General features: G+C 68.0%; 24 protein-coding genes. 16 read left to right on the forward strand and 8 right to left on the reverse strand.

The window, feature by feature from the left end; all coding sequences use genetic code 11:
- Positions 1-40: 40 nt before the first annotated feature.
- From recQ to QLH51_RS15660, 3 genes are all read left to right on the forward strand, one after another.
- Complete coding sequence (gene recQ, locus QLH51_RS15650) at positions 41-1,801, forward strand: DNA helicase RecQ (protein ID WP_125655158.1); 1,761 nt, start codon at positions 41-43, stop codon at positions 1,799-1,801.
- Between the two features lie 57 nt (positions 1,802-1,858).
- A complete protein-coding gene (locus QLH51_RS15655) occupies positions 1,859-2,287 on the forward strand; it encodes a TIGR01244 family sulfur transferase (RefSeq protein ID WP_125655156.1) in 429 nt (142 codons plus the stop codon).
- Between the two features lie 150 nt (positions 2,288-2,437).
- Positions 2,438-2,731, forward strand: a complete 294-nt coding sequence (locus QLH51_RS15660) for an SEL1-like repeat protein (RefSeq protein WP_125655407.1) — start codon at positions 2,438-2,440, stop codon at positions 2,729-2,731.
- 177 nt (positions 2,732-2,908) lie between these two features.
- On the opposite strand, the gene topA is transcribed toward QLH51_RS15660, so the two are convergent.
- Positions 2,909-5,488: a type I DNA topoisomerase gene (topA, locus tag QLH51_RS15665; RefSeq protein WP_125655154.1), complete on the reverse strand. Its 2,580-nt coding sequence runs from the start codon at positions 5,486-5,488 to the stop codon at positions 2,909-2,911.
- 171 nt (positions 5,489-5,659) lie between these two features.
- On the opposite strand from topA, the gene QLH51_RS15670 reads away from it, so the two are divergent.
- Positions 5,660-5,938: an antitoxin of toxin-antitoxin stability system gene (locus QLH51_RS15670; protein WP_125655152.1), complete on the forward strand. Its 279-nt coding sequence runs from the start codon at positions 5,660-5,662 to the stop codon at positions 5,936-5,938.
- Positions 5,935-6,222, forward strand: coding sequence for a type II toxin-antitoxin system RelE/ParE family toxin (locus QLH51_RS15675; protein WP_125655150.1), 288 nt, complete (start codon positions 5,935-5,937; stop codon positions 6,220-6,222). Before QLH51_RS15670 ends, QLH51_RS15675 begins: the two co-directional genes overlap by 4 nt.
- On the opposite strand, the gene dprA is transcribed toward QLH51_RS15675, so the two are convergent.
- Positions 6,209-7,300 carry a DNA-processing protein DprA gene (dprA, locus tag QLH51_RS15680; RefSeq protein WP_125655148.1) on the reverse strand — a complete coding sequence of 364 codons (1,092 nt, stop codon included), beginning with the start codon at positions 7,298-7,300 and terminating at the stop codon, positions 6,209-6,211. The two genes, QLH51_RS15675 and dprA, sit on opposite strands and share 14 nt — an antisense overlap.
- Positions 7,293-7,859, reverse strand: a complete 567-nt coding sequence (gene plsY, locus QLH51_RS15685) for a glycerol-3-phosphate 1-O-acyltransferase PlsY (RefSeq protein WP_206428849.1) — start codon at positions 7,857-7,859, stop codon at positions 7,293-7,295. Before plsY ends, dprA begins: the two co-directional genes overlap by 8 nt.
- A 134-nt stretch (positions 7,860-7,993) precedes the next feature.
- On the opposite strand from plsY, the gene murI reads away from it, so the two are divergent.
- Positions 7,994-8,791 (forward strand): glutamate racemase, encoded by a 798-nt coding sequence (murI, locus tag QLH51_RS15690; RefSeq protein ID WP_125655144.1) that lies wholly within the window; start codon positions 7,994-7,996, stop codon positions 8,789-8,791.
- Positions 8,792-9,080: 289 nt separating this feature from the next.
- On the forward strand, positions 9,081-10,325 hold the full coding sequence (gene hemA / locus QLH51_RS15695) for a 5-aminolevulinate synthase (RefSeq protein WP_125655142.1): 1,245 nt from the start codon (positions 9,081-9,083) through the stop codon (positions 10,323-10,325).
- Between the two features lie 151 nt (positions 10,326-10,476).
- Here the strand turns inward: hemA and QLH51_RS15700 are convergent, their stop codons facing one another.
- The 3 genes from QLH51_RS15700 to QLH51_RS15710 all read right to left on the reverse strand — a co-directional run bounded on the left by QLH51_RS15700 (position 10,477) and on the right by QLH51_RS15710 (position 12,301).
- Positions 10,477-11,277 carry a GGDEF domain-containing protein gene (locus tag QLH51_RS15700; RefSeq protein WP_125655140.1) on the reverse strand — a complete coding sequence of 267 codons (801 nt, stop codon included), beginning with the start codon at positions 11,275-11,277 and terminating at the stop codon, positions 10,477-10,479.
- Between the two features lie 84 nt (positions 11,278-11,361).
- Complete coding sequence (locus tag QLH51_RS15705; RefSeq protein ID WP_206428848.1) at positions 11,362-11,838, reverse strand: DUF3429 domain-containing protein; 477 nt, start codon at positions 11,836-11,838, stop codon at positions 11,362-11,364.
- Positions 11,831-12,301, reverse strand: coding sequence for a hypothetical protein (locus QLH51_RS15710; protein WP_206428847.1), 471 nt, complete (start codon positions 12,299-12,301; stop codon positions 11,831-11,833). The genes QLH51_RS15705 and QLH51_RS15710 overlap by 8 nt, the downstream gene beginning before the upstream one ends.
- A 71-nt stretch (positions 12,302-12,372) precedes the next feature.
- On the opposite strand from QLH51_RS15710, the gene rpiB reads away from it, so the two are divergent.
- The 6 genes from rpiB to QLH51_RS15740 all read left to right on the forward strand — a co-directional run bounded on the left by rpiB (position 12,373) and on the right by QLH51_RS15740 (position 16,638).
- The gene (gene rpiB / locus QLH51_RS15715) at positions 12,373-12,813 is read left to right on the forward strand and encodes a ribose 5-phosphate isomerase B (protein ID WP_125655138.1); all 441 of its coding nucleotides are present in this window, start codon (positions 12,373-12,375) and stop codon (positions 12,811-12,813) included.
- A gap of 235 nt (positions 12,814-13,048) precedes the next feature.
- Positions 13,049-14,344: a serine hydroxymethyltransferase gene (gene glyA, locus QLH51_RS15720; RefSeq protein ID WP_125655136.1), complete on the forward strand. Its 1,296-nt coding sequence runs from the start codon at positions 13,049-13,051 to the stop codon at positions 14,342-14,344.
- A 13-nt stretch (positions 14,345-14,357) separates the two neighbouring features.
- Entirely contained in the window at positions 14,358-14,510 is a 153-nt protein-coding gene (locus QLH51_RS15725; RefSeq protein ID WP_164516066.1) for a hypothetical protein, read from the forward strand.
- Between the two features lie 59 nt (positions 14,511-14,569).
- Positions 14,570-15,031 (forward strand): transcriptional regulator NrdR, encoded by a 462-nt coding sequence (nrdR, locus tag QLH51_RS15730; RefSeq protein WP_125655134.1) that lies wholly within the window; start codon positions 14,570-14,572, stop codon positions 15,029-15,031.
- Positions 15,032-15,307: 276 nt separating this feature from the next.
- A complete protein-coding gene (locus QLH51_RS15735) occupies positions 15,308-16,366 on the forward strand; it encodes a TrmH family RNA methyltransferase (protein WP_125655132.1) in 1,059 nt (352 codons plus the stop codon).
- Between the two features lie 23 nt (positions 16,367-16,389).
- Complete coding sequence (locus QLH51_RS15740; protein ID WP_125655130.1) at positions 16,390-16,638, forward strand: hypothetical protein; 249 nt, start codon at positions 16,390-16,392, stop codon at positions 16,636-16,638.
- Between the two features lie 7 nt (positions 16,639-16,645).
- Here the strand turns inward: QLH51_RS15740 and QLH51_RS15745 are convergent, their stop codons facing one another.
- The gene (locus tag QLH51_RS15745) at positions 16,646-16,951 is read right to left on the reverse strand and encodes a chorismate mutase (protein WP_125655128.1); all 306 of its coding nucleotides are present in this window, start codon (positions 16,949-16,951) and stop codon (positions 16,646-16,648) included.
- 200 nt (positions 16,952-17,151) lie between these two features.
- Here QLH51_RS15745 and rpsD point away from each other — a divergent pair, with 200 nt between their 5' ends.
- Positions 17,152-17,763 carry a 30S ribosomal protein S4 gene (gene rpsD, locus QLH51_RS15750; protein WP_125655126.1) on the forward strand — a complete coding sequence of 204 codons (612 nt, stop codon included), beginning with the start codon at positions 17,152-17,154 and terminating at the stop codon, positions 17,761-17,763.
- 214 nt (positions 17,764-17,977) lie between these two features.
- Positions 17,978-18,565, forward strand: coding sequence for a hypothetical protein (locus tag QLH51_RS15755; RefSeq protein WP_206428846.1), 588 nt, complete (start codon positions 17,978-17,980; stop codon positions 18,563-18,565).
- 231 nt (positions 18,566-18,796) lie between these two features.
- Here the strand turns inward: QLH51_RS15755 and QLH51_RS15760 are convergent, their stop codons facing one another.
- Complete coding sequence (locus QLH51_RS15760; RefSeq protein ID WP_125655124.1) at positions 18,797-19,351, reverse strand: septal ring lytic transglycosylase RlpA family protein; 555 nt, start codon at positions 19,349-19,351, stop codon at positions 18,797-18,799.
- Between the two features lie 83 nt (positions 19,352-19,434).
- Between QLH51_RS15760 and QLH51_RS15765 the strand changes: the two genes are divergently transcribed.
- Positions 19,435-20,544, forward strand: coding sequence for an S-(hydroxymethyl)glutathione dehydrogenase/class III alcohol dehydrogenase (locus QLH51_RS15765; RefSeq protein WP_125655122.1), 1,110 nt, complete (start codon positions 19,435-19,437; stop codon positions 20,542-20,544).
- Positions 20,545-20,562 lie beyond the last annotated feature (18 nt).

Here is a 20,562-nt window from a genome sequence, read left to right on the forward strand (position 1 = left end):
CCCCTCGACGCCCCGGCCCCGCATCCCTAGGGGAAGCCCGATGGCGCTCGACCCGATCCCCGTACTGCAATCGACCTTCGGCTTTCCCGACTTTCGCGGCGTCCAGCGGCAGGTGGTCGACCGAGTGCTTGCCGGGCAGCGCACGCTGGCGGTGATGCCGACCGGTGCCGGCAAGTCGCTGACCTATCAGTTGCCCGCGCAGATGCTGCCGGGCACCTGCGTCGTCGTCTCCCCGCTGATCGCGCTGATGCATGACCAGTTGCGCGCCGCCACCGCGGTCGGCATCCGCGCCGCGACCCTGACCAGCGCCGACGACAATCGCGCCGAGACGCGCGGGCGGTTCCTCGATGGCGAGCTCGACCTGCTCTACGTCGCGCCCGAACGCGCCTCGGGCAGCGATTTCCGCGAGTTGCTGGCGCGCGGCAACCTGTCGCTGTTCGCGATCGACGAAGCGCATTGCGTCAGCGAATGGGGCCACGACTTCCGCCCCGACTATCGCCTGCTGCGCCCGCTGTTCGACCAGTTCCCGGAGGTGCCGCGGCTGGCACTGACCGCCACCGCCGACGCGCATACCCGCGCCGACATCCTCGAACAGCTCGGCATCCCGCATGACGGGCTCATCGTCGCCGGCTTCGACCGGCCCAACATCCGCTACCACATCACCCCGCGCGACCAGGGCACGCGCCAGATCGCCGACGTGATCGCCGCGACCCCCGGCCCCGGCATCGTGTATGTCCAGTCGCGCGCCGGCACCGAACGGCTGGCCGAGGCGCTGGCGAAGACCGGGCGGCCGACACGCGTCTATCATGCCGGCCTCGACCCTGCGGTACGCCAGCGCAACCAGCACGAGTTCGTCGCGTCCGAAGACATGGTGATGGTCGCGACCATCGCCTTTGGCATGGGCATCGACAAGCCCGACGTCCGCTTCGTCGCCCATGCCGGGCTGCCGAAATCGATCGAGGCCTATTATCAGGAAACCGGCCGCGCGGGCCGCGACGGCGATCCGGCGGTCGCGCACCTGTTCTGGGGTGCCGACGATTTCGCCCGCGCGCGCCAGCGGATCGGTGAGGTCGAACCGAACCGGCAGGCGGGCGAGCGGCAGCGGCTGAACGCACTGGGCGCGCTGGTCGAAACCGCTGGATGCCGCCGCGCGATCCTGCTCCGGCATTTCGGCGAGTCGCCGCCCGAAACTTGCGGAAATTGCGACAATTGCCTGACCCCGCCCAACGCGGTCGACGCGACGCAGGTGGCGCAGAAATATCTCTCCGCGGTGTTCCGCACCGGCATGATGTTCGGCGCGACCTATATCGAACAGGTGCTGACCGGTCAGTCGACCGAGCGCAGCATGACCAACGGCCACGAAAACCTGTCGGTGTGGAACATCGTCGAGGGCGACGAGGTCGCGCTGCTGAAACCCGTCGGCCGTGCGCTGCAACTGCGCGATGCGCTGCGCGCCAACGACCATGGCGGGCTGGAATTCGGCCCCGCCGCACGCGGATTGCTGAAAGGCGGTGATACGCTGTCGCTGATCGTCCCGCCCAAGCGCGAGCGGCGGCGAAGGGGCGATGCGACGCCCAACCCGACCGGCGATCCGCTGTTCGAGGCGTTGCGCGCCAAGCGCCGCGAACTGGCGCAGGAGGCGGGCGTGCCGCCCTATGTCATCTTCCACGATTCGGTGCTGCGCGAGATGGCGGCGGACAAGCCGCAGACGATCGGCGGCATGCGGCGGATCACCGGCGTGGGCGAGAAGAAACTGCAGGCATATGGGGACGCGTTCCTGGCGGTAATCAGGCAAAACTGATCCTCCCCGGCACGGGGAGGATTTGCGTCGTCCCCTGCCCCCCGCTATCCCCTCCCCATGGATATCCGCCGTATCGACGACCGCATCTCGGTCAGCCCGCAGATCACCGCCGACGACGTCGCGACGTTGAAGGCACAGGGCTTCACCACCATCGTCAACAACCGGCCCGAGGGCGAGGAAGCCGGCCAGCCGACCGGCGACGCCATCGCCGGGGCAGCGGCGGCGGCGGGCATGGCCTATCACGCCATCCCGATCACCCATGCCGGGTTCAGCCACCCGCAGCTCGACGCGATGGCGACCGTGCTGGGCGACAGCGGCGGCCCGATCCTCGCCTATTGCCGTTCGGGCACGCGCTCCTGCAATCTGTGGGCGCTGGCGAGCGCCAAGACCGGCGGCGATCCGGACACGCTGGTCGCGGCCGGTGGTGCGGCGGGCTATGACCTGTCGGGCATCCGGCCGACGCTGGACGCGCTGTCGCAGGGCTGACGTCCCGCCCGGCAAAACCGCGCCCGACACGCGCCGTCCAACCTTAAGTTCAGCGTGCGTTAACGTACCGAACCGTTGCGGTTAGCCGCGTTAACCAAATCGCAACCCCCGGCCGGCAATTTCGTGCCTGTACCAATGGGGGTTCAGAACATGGGCATTAGTCAGAAAGGCGCCCGCTTCCTCTCGGAAAGCCGGGTGGAAGACGCGGGGCAGGATAACAGCACGGCGTGGTTCGATCTCGGCATCTGCTATTCCAGCGGCACCGGCGGCGCGACCATCGACCTGGTCGAAGCACATAAATGGTTCAACCTCGCCGCCATGTCCGGCGTCGAGGAGGCGCAGGAATGGCGCGCGGAAATCGCATGCGACATGACGGCACGACAGATCGCCGACGCGCAAAAGGCGGCGCGGGCGTTTCTGCAATCGGGCGCGCGGGTGAACTGAGAGGTACCGGGTGGTGCGACCCGGGCCTGTTCAAAGCATCGTCACCGCACGTAACTCCGCTCGTCCTGAGTAGCCATTGAGCTTGTCGAAATGGCGTATCGAAGGACCGCTTGTGGCGGGTACTTCGATACGGGTCTTCGACAAGCTCAGCCCCTACTCAGCACGAACGGTCAAGCTTCAAGCCTTGGGCGCAGGCTTCTTGGCAGCCGGCTTTTTGGCCGGCGCCTTCTTCACTGCGCCATCCTTGGCCGCGGCCTTTTTGGGCGCGGCCTTCCTCGCCGCGGGCTTCTTCTTGCCCTTGGCCGGGGCCGCCGCCGCGCGGTCGTCGATCAGCTGGGCGGCTTCCTCCAGCGTCAGTGCGTTCGGTTCGACCGACTTCGGGATGGTCGCGTTGGTCGTGCCGTCGGTGACGTACGGGCCGTAGCGCCCCTCCATCAGCCTGATCTCCAGCTCGGTGCGCGGATGCGCGCCCAGCACCTTGAGCGGTTCCTTGGCCGCGCCTCGGCCCGCGCGTCCGCCGCCCGCCGCCGCTTCGGCCAGTTTGACCACCGCCGCGTTCATGCCGGTTTCGAACACGTCCGCCGTCGATTGCAACCGCGCATATTTGCCGGCGTGCTTGAGATACGGGCCATAGCGCCCGATCGCCGCCTCGATCGGTTCGCCCGTCTCCGGATGATTGCCGATGGTGCGCGGCAGGCTCAGCAGCTTCAATGCCCATTCGAGGTTCAGCTCGCCGATGTCCTTGGGGATCGACGCGCGCTTCGCCTCCTTGCCATCGCCCAGCTGGATGTACGGGCCGAAGCGTCCCGACTTGCGCTCGACCTCCAGCCCCGTGTCCGGGTCCTTGCCCAGCCCTTCCGGCCCGGCGTCGCCGCCCTCCTCGCCGCCCGGCTGCGCGAAGCGGCGGGTATATTTGCACTCGGGATAATTGGAGCAGGCGATGAACGCGCCGAACTTGCCGCCGCGCAGCGCGAGGCGCCCTTCGCCGCAATTCGGGCACAGGCGGGGATCGGTGCCGTCGGCCTTTTCGGGGAACAGATAGCTGCCGAGGAATATGTCCAGTTCGGCGGTGATCGCGCTGGGCTGCTGCTCCATCACCTCCGAAGTGCGCGGCTTGAAGTCGCGCCAGAACGCTTCGAGCACCGCCTGCCATTCGGCGCGGCCGCCCGACACGTCGTCCAGTTCCTCCTCCAGCTCGGCGGTGAAGTCGTAGCCGACATATTTCTCGAAGAAGCGTTCGAGGAACGCGGTCAGCAGCCGCCCGGTTTCCTCGGCAAAGAAGCGGTTCTTCTCGACGCGGACATAGCCGCGATCCTTCAATACCTGGATGATCGAGGCATAGGTCGACGGGCGACCGATGCCCAGTTCCTCCAGCCGCTTGACCAGCGACGCTTCCGAAAAGCGCGGCGGCGGCTGGGTGAAATGCTGTTCGGCGACGACGTCCTTCTTGGCCGGGGCGTCGCCCGAGCGCAGCAGGGGCAGGCGGCGCGAATCCTCGTCCGCCGCATCGTCGCGGCCTTCCTCGTACAGCGCGAGATAGCCGGGGAAGAGCACGACCTGTCCGGTGGCACGCAGCCCGGTCTGGCCGGTCTGGTCCTCCAGCTCGACGGCGGTGCGCTCCATCCGTGCCGACGCCATCTGGCTGGCGAGCGCCCGCTTCCAGATCAGGTCGTACAGCCGGCCGTGGTCGCCCGACCCGGCACGGTCCTTCGAAAAGTCGGTCGGGCGGATCGCCTCGTGCGCTTCCTGCGCATTCTTGGCCTTGGTCTGGTACTGCCGCGGCTTGTCGGGGACATAGCTGCCGTCATAGCGCTTGGCGATGGCGCCGCGCGCGGCATCGATCGCCGATCCGTCCATCTGCACGCCGTCGGTCCGCATGTACGTGATCGCGCCGTCCTCATAGAGCGACTGCGCGATCCGCATCGTGTGGCTGGCGGAGAAACCCAGCTTGCGCGCGGCTTCCTGTTGCAGCGTCGAGGTGGTGAAGGGCGGCGGCGGGTTGCGCGTCGCGGGCTTCGTCTCGACGTTGATGACCGTGAAGCGGCCATCGACCACCGCCGCCTTCGCGACCTCGGCCGATCCGCCGTCGCCCAGCGACAGGCGGTCGAGCTTCTTGCCCTTCAGCTTGACGAGGCGCGCGTCGAACGGCGTGCCGTCGGCCTCCATCTTCGCGACGACCGACCAGTATTCCTGCGCGATGAACGTCTCGATCTCGCGCTCGCGCTCGACCAGCAGGCGCAGCGCCACCGACTGCACGCGCCCGGCCGACTTGGCGCCGGGCAGCTTGCGCCACAGCACCGGCGACAGGGTGAAGCCGACCAGATAGTCGAGCGCCCGGCGCGCGCGATACGCGTCGATCAGGTCGGTATCCAGCTCGCGCGGGGCCTTCATCGCCGCGAGGATCGCCGGCTTGGTGATCGCGTTGAACGTGACGCGTTCGACCTCCTTGGGCAGCGCGCGGCGCTTCTTCAGCACCTCCTGCACATGCCAGCTGATCGCCTCGCCCTCGCGATCGGGATCGGTGGCGAGGATCAGGCGGTCGGCGGTCTTGGCGAGATCGGTGATCGCCTTCAACTGCTTGGTCTTGTCGGCGTACGTCTCCCAATCCATCGCGAAGCCGTCGTCCGGGTTCACCGACCCGTCCTTGGGCGGCAGGTCGCGGACATGGCCGTAGGAGGCGAGGACGCGGTAATCGGACCCCAGATATTTTTCGATGGTCTTCGCCTTGGCGGGCGATTCGACGATGACGAGCTGCATGATGGGCGGTCGGTCCTTGTGCGTACGCGTACGAGAGTGGGGAGCGCCGGGGGGTGGCGTCAAGTCGGGTGGTGGATTGCGGCTATCGGGAAATCGTTACGAACCGGCGGCAACGATTGCTGGCTATGCGCCGAACGTATATACATCGTCAGTATCTGCTGGAGCGTATCGATGACGAAGGCCGCCGTGTTCACGATGAAGCTCGAGCCGGAATTGCGCGCCGATTTCATGGCGGCCGCCGAAGCGGCACATCGCCCCGCATCGCAGGTCATGCGCGAACTGATGCGCGATTTCGTGGCACGACAGCAAGTCGCGGACGAGCATCGCGCCTTCGTCGAGCGCAAGGTCGCGCGTGCCCTGGCATCGGCGCACGCCGACGACGGCCGGTCGAACGAAGCCGTTGCGGCAGACTTCGCCGAACGACGCACCGCGCTTTCGACCCGAGCGTGAAGATTCGCTGGACGCCGGAGGCGGAGGCGGATCGATCGACCATCTGGGATTACCTCGCTGCCCGCGACCCTGCCGCCGCGGTTCGGATCGACAGCGCCATCGACCATGCCGTTACCCGCCTCGCGGATTTTCCGTCGTCGGGACATATCGGAGCGGTAGCGGGTACGCGCGAAGTCCATCCGCATCGCAACTACCGCCTCGTCTATGCGATCCTCGGCAACACCCTGTGGATTCTCACGATCGTCCACGCCGCCCGGCAATGGCCACCGATCACCCCAGACTGACCCGGCCACCCGCATACCGGTCCAGCCGCCCCGCCAGCTCCAGTTCCAGCAGCACCGTCTGCACGACGGTCGTCGGGCACCCCGACTGCCGCACCAGTTCGTCGACCGCGACCGGCACCGGGCCGAGCAAGCCCACGATTCGCGTCCGTTCCGCCTCGCTCGCGTCCGCTGCCGCCGGTTCGGGGCGATAGACCCCACCCGGCGAGCGCACCGCCCGCGCATCGATCGGGCGCAGCATCTCCGCCACGTCCTCCGCATTCTGCACCAGCGTCGCGCCCTCGCGGATCAGCGCGTTGCATCCTTGCGCCCGCGGGTCGAGCGGCGATCCGGGCACGGCCATCACCTCGCGCCCCGCCTCACCCGCCAGCCGCGCGGTGATGAGCGACCCCGATCGCGGCGCGGCCTCCACCACCACCGTGCCCAGCGCCAGCCCGGCGATGATGCGGTTGCGCGACGGGAAATGGCGCGCCAGCGGCTGCGTGCCCGGCGGCTGTTCGGCGACCAGCAGCCCGCGGGTCGCGACATCCTCCTGCAAGGCGGCATTCTCGGGCGGGAACACCACGTCGATGCCGCTGGCGATGACCCCGATCGTGGCATGGCCGATCGACCCCAGATGCACCGCCGTATCGATCCCGCGCGCCAGCCCCGACACGACGACATAGCCCGCCGCGCCCAGTTCCCCGGCAAGGCCGCGTGCGAAGCGGCACGCCGCCGCCGACGCGTTGCGCGCGCCGACCATCGCCACCGCCGGCCGGGCCAGCAGGCCGAGGTCGCCGCGCACGATCAGCGCGGGCGGCGCGCTGTCGATCTCGGCCAGCAGCGCCGGATAATCGGCATCGCCGAACAGCACGTAGCGCCCGCCCAGCCCGCGCACGGTCGCGATCTCGCGCCGCACGCCGGCTTCGTCGGCCAGCACCGGCGCCCGCCCGCCGCCGCGCGCCGCCAGCATCGGCAGCGCCTCGATCGCCGCCGCCGCATCGCCATAGCGTTCGATCAGCGCGCGAAACGTGACCGGCCCGATATTGGCCGACCGGATCAACCGCAGCGCCGCGAACCGCGCCGCTTGCGGTTCACTCACGCTTGCGCCCGATCCTCGGCTCGGTCCCGGCGATCAGCCGCTCGATATTCTCGCCGTGCTTCCACAGCACGATCATGGCGAGGCCGAGGAACAGGATCACCAGGTCGAACCGCCCGGCCCATGCCGCCGCCAGCGGGGCCGCGACCGCCGCCGCCATCCCCGCCACCGACGAGATGCGCAGCCCGGCAAGCAGCCCCAGCCACACGATCGCATAGACGAGGCCCGCCGGCGGGCTGAGCGCGACCACCACGCCCATCATCGTCGCCACGCCCTTGCCACCGCGAAAGCGCAGCCACAGCGGATAGCAATGGCCGACGAACGCCGCCGCCCCCGCGATCAGTTCCTCGCCCGGAAACAGGTGCTGCACCAGCAGGACCGCCGCCACGCCCTTCAACAGGTCGAGCAGCAGCGTCGCCGCCGCCAGCCCCTTGCGCCCGGTGCGCAGCACGTTGGTCGCGCCGATATTGCCCGACCCGATCGTGCGCAGGTCGCCCGCCCCGGCGATCCGGGTCAGCAGGATGCCCCAGGGAATCGATCCCAGCAGATAGCCGATCAGCAACGCCGCCGCCGGCGGGAACCAGATGATGTCGCTCGGCAGATGCGCCCCCGTGAAACTTGCCGTCTGTGGGGCACAGGGTAAGGGGTTCGGCGGCGGCTTGCAACGCGGCGGGCGACGGCAGGGAGTAAGCGATCATGGCCGAACCGGCGCAACCGGTCCTGTTCTTCGATTCGGGCGTCGGCGGCCTGTCGGTCGTCGCGCCGACGCGCGTGATGCTGCCGACCGCGCCGATCGTCTATGCCGCCGATTCGGCCGGCTTTCCGTACGGCATCAAGACCGAAGGCGAGATCGCGGCGCGGGTGCCCGCCCTGCTCGGCCGGCTGGTCGAGCGTTATCGCCCGCGCCTCGTCGTCATCGCGTGCAACACCGCGTCGACCATCGCGCTGCCGGTGGTGCGCGCCGCGCTCGACGTGCCGGTGGTCGGCACCGTGCCCGCGATCAGGGTCGCGGCGGCAGCCAGCAAGACGCGGGTCATCGGCGTGCTCGGCACCGAGGCGACGGTGCGCCAGCCCTATGTCGACGACCTCGCGGCACGCTTCGCCGCCGACTGCACCGTGCTGCGGCACGGATCGGCGGCGCTGGTCGAACTGGCCGAGGCCGCGCTGGCCGGCACGCCGCCGGACCATGACGCCGTGGCCGCCGAACTCGCCGGGCTGTTCGATCAACCGGGCGGCGGCGCGATCGACGTGCTCGTCAACGCCTGTACCCATTTCCCGCTGCTGGAGGACGTGATGCGCCGGGTCGCGCCGCACGTCGCGTTCGTCGATGGCGGCCCCGGCATCGCGCGGCGGATCGTTTCGCTGACCGCCGGGCAGGCGTTTCCCGCGACTCCCGTTCCCGGACGGCTGGTCTTCACCCGGCTGGGGACACGCGAACGGCAAATCGCGGGCGGGCTGGAGGCGCAGGGGTTCGGGGTGGTCGAGGCGCTGTAGGGCACGCGCAGAGGTACAGAGGACGCAGAGAAGGGCTCGCCTGGTGCCCTGCCGACCTATTTACACCCGTCATCCCAGCGCAGGCTGGGATCTCTCGGTCAGGGAGCGCGCGCCTCGCCGCAGGAGGCCCCAGCCTGCGCTGGGGCGACGGGCATTTGTCGAATGCGCGTCTCTGCGCGAACCCCTTCCTCCCACAATGCCCCTTGGACAATATGTCCAACCCCGACGATCACGGTAACCGCTTTTATCCGCTGGAAACCCGCGCCCCCAACAGGTACACCCGCGCCCCATGAGCATCGACGCAGTTCCGGCCCGCTCGGTCGATTACAACCGTGTCTTCGCACAGGCGATCGACCGCCTGCACGAGGAAGGGCGCTACCGCGTCTTCATCGACATCCTGCGCAACAAGGGGCAATTCCCCAATGCGCGCTGCTTCGCCGGGCATAACGGGCCGAAGCCGATCACCGTGTGGTGTTCGAACGACTATCTCGCCATGGGCCAGCATCCCGCGGTCATCGCCGCGATGGAGGAAGCGCTCCACGACGTCGGCGCCGGTTCGGGCGGCACGCGCAACATCGGCGGCAACACGCACTACCACATCGACCTCGAGAACGAGCTGGCCGACCTGCACGACAAGGAAGCGGCGCTGCTGTTCACGTCGGGCTACGTCTCGAACGAGGCGACGCTGTCGACGCTGGCGCGCATCCTGCCGGGCTGCATCATCTTTTCCGACGAACTGAACCACGCGTCGATGATCGCGGGCATCCGCCATTCGGGCTGCGAAAAGCGCGTGTTCCGCCACAACGACCTCGCGCATCTCGAGGAACTGCTGGCGGCCGAAGACCCCGCGGTGCCCAAGCTGATCGCGTTCGAAAGCGTCTATTCGATGGACGGCGACGTCGCGCCGATCCACGCGATCTGCGACCTCGCCGACAGATACAACGCGCTGACCTATCTCGACGAGGTCCACGCGGTCGGCATGTACGGCGCGCGCGGCGGCGGCATTTCCGAACGCGACGACGCCGCATCGCGCCTGACCATCGTCGAAGGGACGCTGGGCAAGGCGTTCGGCGTCATGGGCGGCTATATCGCGGCCGACCGCACCGTCATCGACGTCATCCGCAGCTATGCGCCCGGCTTCATCTTCACGACCTCGCTGTCGCCGGTGCTGGTCGCGGGCGCGCTGGCGAGCGTCCGTCACCTGAAGGCATCGCCCACCGAACGCGAGGGGCAACAGGCCGCCGCCGCGACGCTCAAGGCGCTGTTCGCCGATGCCGGGCTGCCGGTGATGGACACGACGACGCACATCGTGCCGCTGATGGTCGGCGATCCGGTCAAGGCCAAGCGGATCAGCGACATCCTGCTGCGCGAATACGGCGTGTACGTCCAGCCGATCAACTACCCGACCGTGCCGCGCGGCACCGAACGGCTGCGCTTCACCCCGGGCCCGGCCCATGACACCGCGATGATGCACGAACTCACCGCCGCGCTGGTCGAGATCTGGGGCCGGCTGGAGCTGCGCAAGGCGGCGTAACGCAAAACTCTCCCCGGCACGGGGAGGGGGACCATCCGCAGGATGGTGGAGGGGGCTGTCCGCATATGGCGTAGTCGCGTTGCGCGGCGACCCCCCTCCACCATCGCCTTCGGCGACGGTCCCCCTCCCCGTGCCGGGGAGGAGCGCTCGACTACACCTCGACCCGGTTCCCGCCTGCCGCCATCGCGGTCTCGATCTTCGCGCGCGCCTCGCGCAGGATCACTTCGAAATTGCCGACATGGTCGGGAACGATCGCCGCCGACGCGGTCACCCGCCCGATCGACTCCCCCGATTCGCGCAGGCGAAAATTGCGCTCGGCCAGCAGTTGCAGCACTTCCTCGGCAGCCACGCGCACCGCGGTGATCGTCTTCCCCGGGATCACCACGATGAACTCGTTGCCGCCCCAGCGGATCGCTTCCTGTTCGGGGAATATCCCGCGCAACTTGGCGGCGAAGGCGTTCAGGATGTTGTCGCCGACCGAATGGCCGAATTCGCGGTTGATGCCCACCAGCCGGTCGATGCCGAACATCAGCACCACGAAACGCCGGTCGTGCTGCCCCATCTCGTCGAGGATGCGCCGCGCCCCGGTCTGGTTCAGCGCATTGGTCAGTTTGTCGTGGTCGCCGTCCCCGCCCTGTAACAGCGCCCGCAGCGTCGCCACCTGATCGCGCAGCAGCGCCACGTCGCGCTCGGTCGCGCCGATCCGCATCGCCAGCGCGTGCGGATCGGCCGGGTCCGACCGGCTGCCGCGCAACGTCGCGTAGAGCTGCGCCGCCCGCGTCGCGTCCAGCCCCGCCTCCCCGGCGGCGGCCGCCTCGATCGCCTGCGACAGCGACGGGTCGGCGGCAGACAGATGGACCAGCGCCAGATCGTACAGGTCCGGCGTCGGTTCCAGGTCGTGGCGTTCGAGAAACGCCAGCGCAGCATGGGCTTGGTCGAACCGGATCGGCATGGCGCGCACGCTAATCCGCCGGACCGCGGCTTTCAATCGCCGCGACCGGTCGCACGGAGCGGAAAATGGGTTAATGCCCGTGCGCTATCGCTGTGCCAGCAGCCCGGCCAGCAGCGTCAGCGCCGCCAGCCCGACCGACAACGGGACGCGCAGCTTCATCCACCATGCCGGGACATGGCCTGCGCGCACCAGCGCCATGTCGACCAGCAGCGACCCGAGCAGCCCGGCGGCGACGACCGCCGCCGCCGACACGACCGATGCGAACAGGACCGCACCTGCCGCCAGCGCCACCAGCGTCGGCACCACCGCGACCGCCAGCCACAGCGTCAGCGCCGCGCCGGTCACCCGCGATGCTGCCGCGCCCCACCACATGCCGCCGAGGAAGCTGAGGATCAGTGCGGCATAGAAAAGCGACAGGGCCAGCATCATGCCACCCTTCGAAGGATCGACCACCCGGATCGCGATGGCGACCATCGGCGGCAGCAGCCCGGCATAGCCCAGCAGCAGCGCCGCCACCGGCGGCCGGACGGTCGCCACGGGCATCGCGACCGGATCAGTCACGGCAATAGCCTTCGCCCGGCTTGACCGTCAGGCAGTCCTTCTTGCCGGCCAGCCATTTCAGGCCGGTCGCATCGCCGTCGCCGGGGCGCAGCACCAGCGTCTCGCCACCGCGCTCGAACCGGATGCCCTCGGGCGTGATCGTGCCGGCGAACTGCCCCTTGTTGTCGAGGTCGTACTGCATGTCGAGCAACACCTCGCCCTGCGCGGGCGCGGTCACGTTCAGTACCATGCCCTCGACGCCGACCCAGCGCCCCAGATAATGGTTCGCGCCAAGCGTCGCGGTGGCCGTCGCGCTGGGGGTCGGCGTTGGCGTCGGCGACGGTGCGCGCGGCGGGATCGGCGCGGGCAGCGGCGTCGCGGCGCTGTTCTCGATATCCGCCTGCGTTTCGGCCCCTTCGCTGCGCCGTTCGTTGGCGCCGCACGCGCTCAACAAGAGTGCCGCCACGATGATCGATCCACGCATCCGTCCATCCTTTCCTGCCCGTCGCCGACACAGCCTAGCGTCGCCGCATCGGGACCGCTAGAAGCGGCCGCATGGCCCGTATCGCAATCGCATCCGACCACGCCGCCCTGACGCTCAAGGCAGAACTCGCGACTTGGTTGCATGACCAGGGCCACGATGTCGCCGACCTCGGCCCGCACGACGCCGCCAGCGTCGACTATCCCGATTATGGATACAAGCTTGCTCAATCGGTTAGCGGCGGCGAGGCCGATATCGGCGTCGCGCTGTGCGGATCGGGCATCGGCATCTCGATCGCGGTCAACCGCGTCGCCGCATGTCGCTGCGCGTTGGTGTCCGAACCGTTGTCGGCCGCGCTGGCGCGTGAACATAACGATGCGAACGTCATCGCGATGGGCGCGCGGATGATCGGCAGCGAGATGGCGAAGGCATGCCTCACCGCCTTCCTCGCCACCCCGTTCGGCGGCGACCGCCACCGGCGCCGCGTCGACAAGCTGGGCAATCCGCCGGTTTAAACGGATAGAAGGTTGGTTCACGCTGAGGCGCGGAGGCGCGGAGGTGGTGCGCCAGCGGACATCGATCGCGCAGCGATCTGCTGCGGTTTTCGTTGCCGAGCTAACAGAAGGCTCGCTGGCGCGTGCCCCCCCTCTTCTACCACCATCGGCCCCGAAACCCGATTCACCGGGTGGCAATTATGTGACGTCGGCAGTAAAGCGCGCGCGACCTCTTTTTCAGCGGGAGCCGCGCCCCATGATCGACCAGTTCCGCCCCGACGGTTTCTTCGAAACCAGCCTCGCCGATGCCGATCCCGCCGTGTTCGCCGGCGTCGCCCACGAACTGGAGCGCGAGCGCTACCAGATCGAGCTGATCGCGTCGGAAAACATCGTGTCGAAGGCGGTGCTGGAGGCGCAGGGCAGCGTATTCACCAACAAATATGCCGAGGGCTATCCCGGCAAGCGCTACTATCAGGGCTGCCACCCCTCGGACGAGGTCGAGCAGTTGGCGATCGACCGTGCCAAGGCACTGTTCGGCTGCGGCTTCGTCAACGTCCAGCCGCATTCGGGCGCGCAGGCGAACGGCGCGGTGATGCTGGCGCTGACGAAGCCCGGCGACACGATCATGGGCATGAGCCTCGATGCCGGCGGCCACCTGACCCACGGCGCCAGGGCGGCGATGTCGGGCAAGTGGTTCAACGCGGTGCAGTACGGCGTCGACCGCGAAACCCACCTGATCGACTATGACGCGGTCGAGGCGCTGGCGAAGGAACACAAGCCGACGCTCATCATCGCCGGCGGTTCGGCCTATCCGCGCCAGATCGACTTCGCGAAGTTCCGCGCGATCGCCGATGAGGTCGGCGCGAAGTTCATGGTCGACATGGCGCATTTCGCCGGCATCGTCGCGGCGGGCCTGCACCCGACCCCGTTCGGCCACGCCCATGTCGTCACCACCACCACGCACAAGACGCTGCGCGGTCCGCGCGGCGGCATGGTGCTGACCGATGACGAGGCGATCGCCAAGAAGATCAACTCGGCGGTGTTCCCGGGGCTGCAGGGCGGTCCGCTGATGCACGTGATCGCAGCCAAGGCGGTCGCGTTCGGCGAAGCGCTGCGTCCCGAGTTCAAGGACTATATCCGCGCCGTCGTCGAGAATGCGCAGGTGCTGGCCGCGACGCTTAAAGGTCGCGGCGCGGACGTCGTCGCCGGCGGCACCGACACCCATCTCGCGCTGATCGACCTGACGCCGCTGGGCGTCACCGGCAAGGATGCCGACGAGGCGCTGGAACGCGCCGCGATCACCTGCAACAAGAACGGTATTCCGTTCGACCCGCTGCCCCCGGTCAAGACCAGCGGCATCCGCGTCGGCAGCCCGGCGGGCACCACCCGCGGTTTCGGCACCACCGAGTTCGCCGAGATCGGCCACATGGTCGCCGATGTCCTCGATGGCCTGCGTGCAAAGGGCGAAGCCGGGGACCCGAGCGTCGAGGCGGACGTTAAGGCACGGGTTCGGGCGCTGTGCGAGCGGTTCCCGATCTATCCGGGTCTGTAAGGAGTTAGGCAAGATGCAGGACAAGTCGCTTGGCAAGAGCATGGCGAAATGGGGCGCGCTGGGCGCGGTCGTCGCCATTCCGGTACCGTTCGTCGGCCCGCTGATCGGCGCGGCCGCCGGTGCGGGTTATGCATATTACAAGTCGAAGAAGCAGCCGCGCTACTGACGCGACACGCCGGCCGCTCCGCCGATGTGGCGGAGCGGCGGGTCCAACGGGAATTTCACGTGCGCTGTCCCTTTTGTGCCCATGAAGACAGTCAGGTAAAGGACAGCCGCCCCAGCGACGATGGCGCCGCGATCCGCCGCCGCCGGCAATGTTCGGGCTGCGGCGCGCGCTTCACCACCTTCGAACGCATCCAGCTGCGCGACCTGACCGTCGTGAAGTCCGGCGACCGCCGCCAGGCGTTCGACCGCGACAAGCTGCTCCGCTCGGTCGCCACCGCCTGCCGCAAGCGCCCGATCACGCCGGCGCAGGTCGAACGGCTGGTATCGGGCATCCAGCGCCAGCTCGAAACGTCGGGCGAGAGCGAAGTCCCCTCCGGCCGCATCGGCGAGCTGGTGATGGAAGGGCTGCAAGGGCTGGACCCCGTCGCGTACATCCGCTTCGCCAGCGTCTACAAGGACTTCCGCGAGGCGAAGGATTTCGAGGAATTTGCCGGCACTGTGGGGGATGCGGCGAAGGGGTAAGGTTCGCCCCACCCCCGACGCACCGTATCCTCACCACCCGTTCGTCCTGAATAGCCATGGAGCGAGGTCGAAATGGCGTATCGAAGGACCGTTGGCGGTCAGTGTTTCGATACGGGTCTTCGACAAGCTCAGCCCCTACTCAGCACGAGCGGATTCCTATCGGCGTTCAGCCCACTTTCCCCCGATAGGTTCAAGCAGTAGGACATGGGCTTTCCCGCCACCGTTCGTCCTGAGTAGCGGCTGAGCGAAGTCGAAGACGCGTATCGAAGGACCGCCATGAGTTTCGCCACGTACATGCTCCATTGCGCCGACGGAAAATATTATGTCGGGCATACGGACGATCTGGAACGGCGGATCGCACAGCACCAGTCCGGCGAATTTCCGGGCTTCACCGCCAGCCGCCTTCCTGTCCAACTGGTCTGGAGCGAGAACTTTCCCACGCGTGAGGAAGCAGTCGCCGCCGAAACCCGTCTGAAAGGCTGGTCGCGCGCGAAGAAGAAGGCGCTGATCGGTGCCGATTGGGCAACGGTCAGCGCGCTTGCCCGCAAGTCCTTCGATACGAGTCTTCGACAGGCTCAGCCTCTACTCAGGACAAACGGTGGGGAGGAAACAATAGCGGCCAAACCACCCGTCATCGTCCTCGTCCGCCCGCAACTGGGCCAGAATATCGGCAAGGCCGCCCGCGCCATGCTGAACTTCGGCCTGGTCGAAATGCGCCTCGTCGCCCCGCGCGACGGCTGGCCCAATCCGGAAGCCGGCCCGGCCGCCAGCGGCGCCGACCAGGTGTTGCGCGATGCAACCGTCTACGACACCGTGGCGGAGGCGGTCGCTGACTGCGCGCACGTCTATGCGACCACCGTCCGCAAGCGCGGCATCACCAAGCCGGTCGTCACCCCCGAAGCCGCTGCGCAGGCGATCCGCGCCGAACCCGGCCGCTCGGCGATCCTGTTCGGCCCGGAACGCTCGGGCCTCGAAACCGACGACGTGGCGCTCGCCCGCACGATCCTGACCGTGCCGATCAACCCCGAGTTCGGGTCGCTCAACCTTGCGCAGGCAGTCATCCTCGTCGCCTATGAATGGTCGAAGGGCGAAGGCCTTGCCAGCCCGCCGGTCGTCGACCTCGGCCAGCCGGCCCCGCACGAGGAACTGGAGGGCATGATCGGCCAGTTGGACGACATGCTGGAGGCGGCGCGCTTCTTCTTCCCGCCCGAACGCGCCGCGACGTCGCGGCGGACGCTGCGCACGCTGCTGACCAAGGCCGGCTGGACGTCGCAGGAGGTGCGGACGATGCGCGGCGTGCTGTCGGCGCTGGACGGCGCGAAGCGGCGAAGATAACATCGTATCCGATCCTATCGGAGGTGTTCACCGTCCTGTCCGTCGTCGCCGCCCTTCAGACTCCCTCGGCCGTACCGACCCCGAAGCCGAAACCGCCCCGCAAGATTTGTCGCGAAGCCCCCGATCTCGGCACGCGCGTCACCCGGCCGAAGATCTGCAAGACCGCGGAGCAATGGAATACGGAAACGGCCCGTCTCCAGCAGCGGCTGGATCAGGATGATGTCGATGCCGAAGCGCGCGCGTCGATGCAGGCGTCGGAGCCGCCGCGCTGATCCTGCGTCACCCCCGCGTAGCGTCGAACCGCGCCAGCTCGTACCCGATCGACGCCTCGACCAGCCGCTCCCACAACTCTGCCACCACCCCCTCGGGCACCCCGGCCGCCACCGCCGCCGCCCGTGCATTGGCGATCACCTCGGCCTTGCGCGCCTCGTCGCGCACCGCCTCGCGCCCCGGCTTGATCCGCGCGGCGGCATCCATATAGGCGAACCGGCGCGCCAGCAGCGCCACCAGTTCGCGGTCGACCTGGTCCACGCCGGCGCGGACTTCGGTCATGGTGGTGCAGTCGGGGCCGGGCAGGATCGTCATGGCCGCCGCCTGTGCCGCCTGCGCCCGCCCTTGTCCAGCTTGACTCCGCGGGCGCACCCGGCTAACCGCGCCGCTTCGCAATTCGGCCCCGCATTCCCGGTGAAGCGGTGGCCCTGGCCGAAAGGTCGGAGGCGAAGACCGGGAGCCGCGATCGTCCGTCCGGATGGTCAAACGTTACTGCAATTGCATTGGAAATACCCATGTCGAAGCGCTCCAGCGCCAAGTACAAGCTCGATCGCCGCCTTGGCGAGAATATCTGGGGTCGCCCCAAGAGCCCGGTCAACAAGCGTGAATACGGCCCCGGCCAGCACGGTCAGCGCCGCAAGGGCAAGATGTCGGACTTCGGCATCCAACTGCGCGCGAAGCAGAAGCTGAAGGGCTATTACGGCGACGTCACCGAGAAGCAGTTCAAGCGCACCTACGAAGAAGCGTCGCGCATGAAGGGCGATACCGGCCAGAACCTGATCGGCCTGCTCGAACAGCGCCTCGACATGATCGTGTACCGCGCCAAGTTCGCGCCGACCGTGTTCGCCGCGCGCCAGCTGGTCAGCCACGGCCATGTCCGCGTCAACGGCGTGAAGTGCAACATCGCGTCGCGTCGCTGCTATGTCGGCGACGAGATTTCGCTGGGCAGCAAGGCGCAGGAAATGGCGCTGGTCCTGGAAGCACAGACCCTCGCCGAGCGCGACGTGCCGGAATATATCGGCGCCGAAGGCACCAAGGTCACCTTCACCCGCGTCCCGACGCTGGACGAAGTGCCCTATCCGGTGAAGATGGAACCGAACCTGGTCGTGGAATTCTACTCGCGCTGATCTCGCGCCGAGCCATGGTCCAGCAAAGCTGGACCGAGGCGCATCCTCGGCGCGAGCGGCCGGCGGGGCCAAGGCCCCGACCGACGCCATGGGCTTTGCCCATGGCGCTGGCAGAAACGAAAGGGCGGCCCCGCAAGGAGGCCGCCCTTTTCGTATCCACTTTACCCGCGCCTGATCCTGCGACACGGTGCCACCTCCCAGCCGGTGAGGTCCCATGCGCCACCTGACGATCGCCCTGTCCGCCCTGTTGCTCGCGGCGTCGCCCGTTACGGCGCAGCCGAAACCGCCCGCCCCGCTTTCCGACAATCCCGAAATGGCAAAGATGTTCGCCGAGGATCAGGCGATCCGCGAGAACGTCAAACCCGAATGGTTCAAGGACATGACGTTCGTCCGCAAGATGTGGGCCGACGACACCGCCCGCCGCGAACGCACCCGCGCCCTGCTCGACCAGGGCAAGCTCGCCACGGCGGAGGATTATTATGCCGCCGCGTTCGTTTTCCAGCACGGCGAAAAGCCCGAGGATTATCTGCTCGCCCATACGCTGGCCGTCGCCGCAACGGCGCGGGGCAAGAAGGACGCCAGCTGGATCGCCGCCGCGACGCTCGACCGGTATCTGCAAGCCATCGGGCAGAAGCAGATCTACGGCACCCAGTGGCGGGCACCGGAGAACCGGGAACTGACGCGCGAGCCCTATGATCGCGTGCTCATCCCCGACGCCCTGCGCACCGCGCTCGGCGTGCCGGTGCTGGCGGTACAGGACCAGCGCCTGGCGGAGATGCAACCCAAGGCAGCGGCCAGATAAACCGCTTTCCTACAGCATACCCGTTCGCCACGATCGCCGACGCGGTCCGCTCCGTCCGCCCGCTCTTTGACATGGCGAAATCCCTCCTCGCAATGGCCCCACCGGCAATGGTCGTCGTGCGCGCGATCGTCACGAGTGTGAACTTCGTGAACTTTGGGCGAGGCTGCGGCCACACGGGTCGTCGTACGCAACGTCGCCACTAGTGTGAACTTCGTGAACTTTGACCCCTTGCTACAGCCCGTTGGCGCGCAATTGCGCCCGCAAATTGGCCCGCGTCCGTTCGTCGACCGGCGGCAATTCGCGCGCCGCCCTGCCCTTGCGCAACCGCGCCCGGTCGCGCTCGCCGGGCGACACCACCCGCACGCGCACCGGCACCACACCGCGCCCGCGCGCACCCAGCGCCTCCGCCGCCCCCTGCGACAGGTCGAGGATGCGGCCCCGTCCGGTGAACGGCCCGCGATCGTTGACCCGCACCAGAATGCGCCGCCCGGTGTCGAGTGCGGTCACCTCGACATAGCTCGGCAGCGGCAGCGTGGTGTGGGCCGCGGTGACCCAGCCGGGCCGGAAGCGTTCGCCATTGGCGGTCCGCCGCCCCGATTCGCTGCCGTACCAACTGGCCAGCCCCAGCATGTCGTAGCGGGGGTCGCTGGCCGGCGTATAGGTCACGCCGCGCACCCGGTACGGCGCGCCGATCCTGACCGCATCGTCGCTGACCGGGCGATAATTCCCCCCGGCACATCCCGTCAGGACCAGCAGCAGGGCGAACAGAAAGATACGCGACGACATGGCCACGCCTGTTAGCCCATCGCACGCCCCTTGCCGAGCCCGCCATGCCGCCGCTACTCCGGCGCGATCAAGGAGATGCCCTCATGAAGACCCGTGCCGCCGTCGCATTCGAAGCGAAGCGCCCGCTCGAAATCGTCGAACTCGACCTCGAAGGCCCCAAGCCGGGCGAAGTCCTGATCGAGATCATGGCGACCGGCATCTGCCATACCGACGCCTATACGCTCGACGGCCTCGACAGCGAGGGGCTATTCCCCTCGGTCCTCGGCCATGAAGGCGCCGGCATCGTCCGCGAAGTCGGTGCGGGCGTGACCAGCGTGCGCGTAGGCGACCACGTCATCCCGCTCTACACCCCCGAATGCCGCCAGTGTAAGTCGTGCCTGTCGGGCAAGACCAACCTGTGTACCGCGATCCGGGCGACGCAGGGCAAGGGGCTGATGCCCGACGGCACCACGCGCTTCAGCCATAAGGGCCAGCCGATTTTCCATTATATGGGCTGCTCGACCTTCTCGAACTTCACCGTCCTGCCCGAGATCGCCGTCGCGAAGATCCGTGAGGACGCGCCGTTCCGGACCAGCTGCTATGTCGGCTGCGGCGTCACCACCGGGGTCGGCGCGGTGGTCAACACCGCCAAAGTGCAGGTCGGCGACAACATCATCGTGTTCGGCCTGGGCGGCATCGGCCTGAACGTGCTGCAGGGTGCGCGGATGGCCGGGGCGAACATGATCGTCGGCGTCGACGTCAATCCCGATCGCGAGGAATGGGGCCGCCGCTTCGGCATGACCCACTTCGTCAACCCGAAGGACGTGGCCGGCGACCTCGTCCAGCATCTCGTCGCGCTGACCGATGGCGGCGCCGACTACACGTTCGACTGCACCGGCAACACCGACGTCATGCGACAGGCGCTGGAGGCATGCCATCGCGGCTGGGGCACCAGCATCATCATCGGCGTCGCCGAAGCGGGCAAGGAGATCGCCACCCGCCCGTTCCAGCTCGTCACCGGGCGCAACTGGCGCGGCACCGCGTTCGGCGGCGCGAAGGGGCGGACGGACGTGCCGAAGATCGTCGACTGGTACATGAACGGCAAGATCGAGATCGACCCGATGATTACCCATGTGCTGAGCCTCGAGGAGATCAACAAGGGGTTCGACCTGATGCACGCCGGAGAGAGTATTCGCTCGGTCGTCGTCTATTGACGAATTTGGTTTTGACAG

This window comes from Sphingomonas sp. 2R-10 (assembly GCF_030062225.1).
Taxonomy (GTDB): domain Bacteria; phylum Pseudomonadota; class Alphaproteobacteria; order Sphingomonadales; family Sphingomonadaceae; genus Sphingomonas.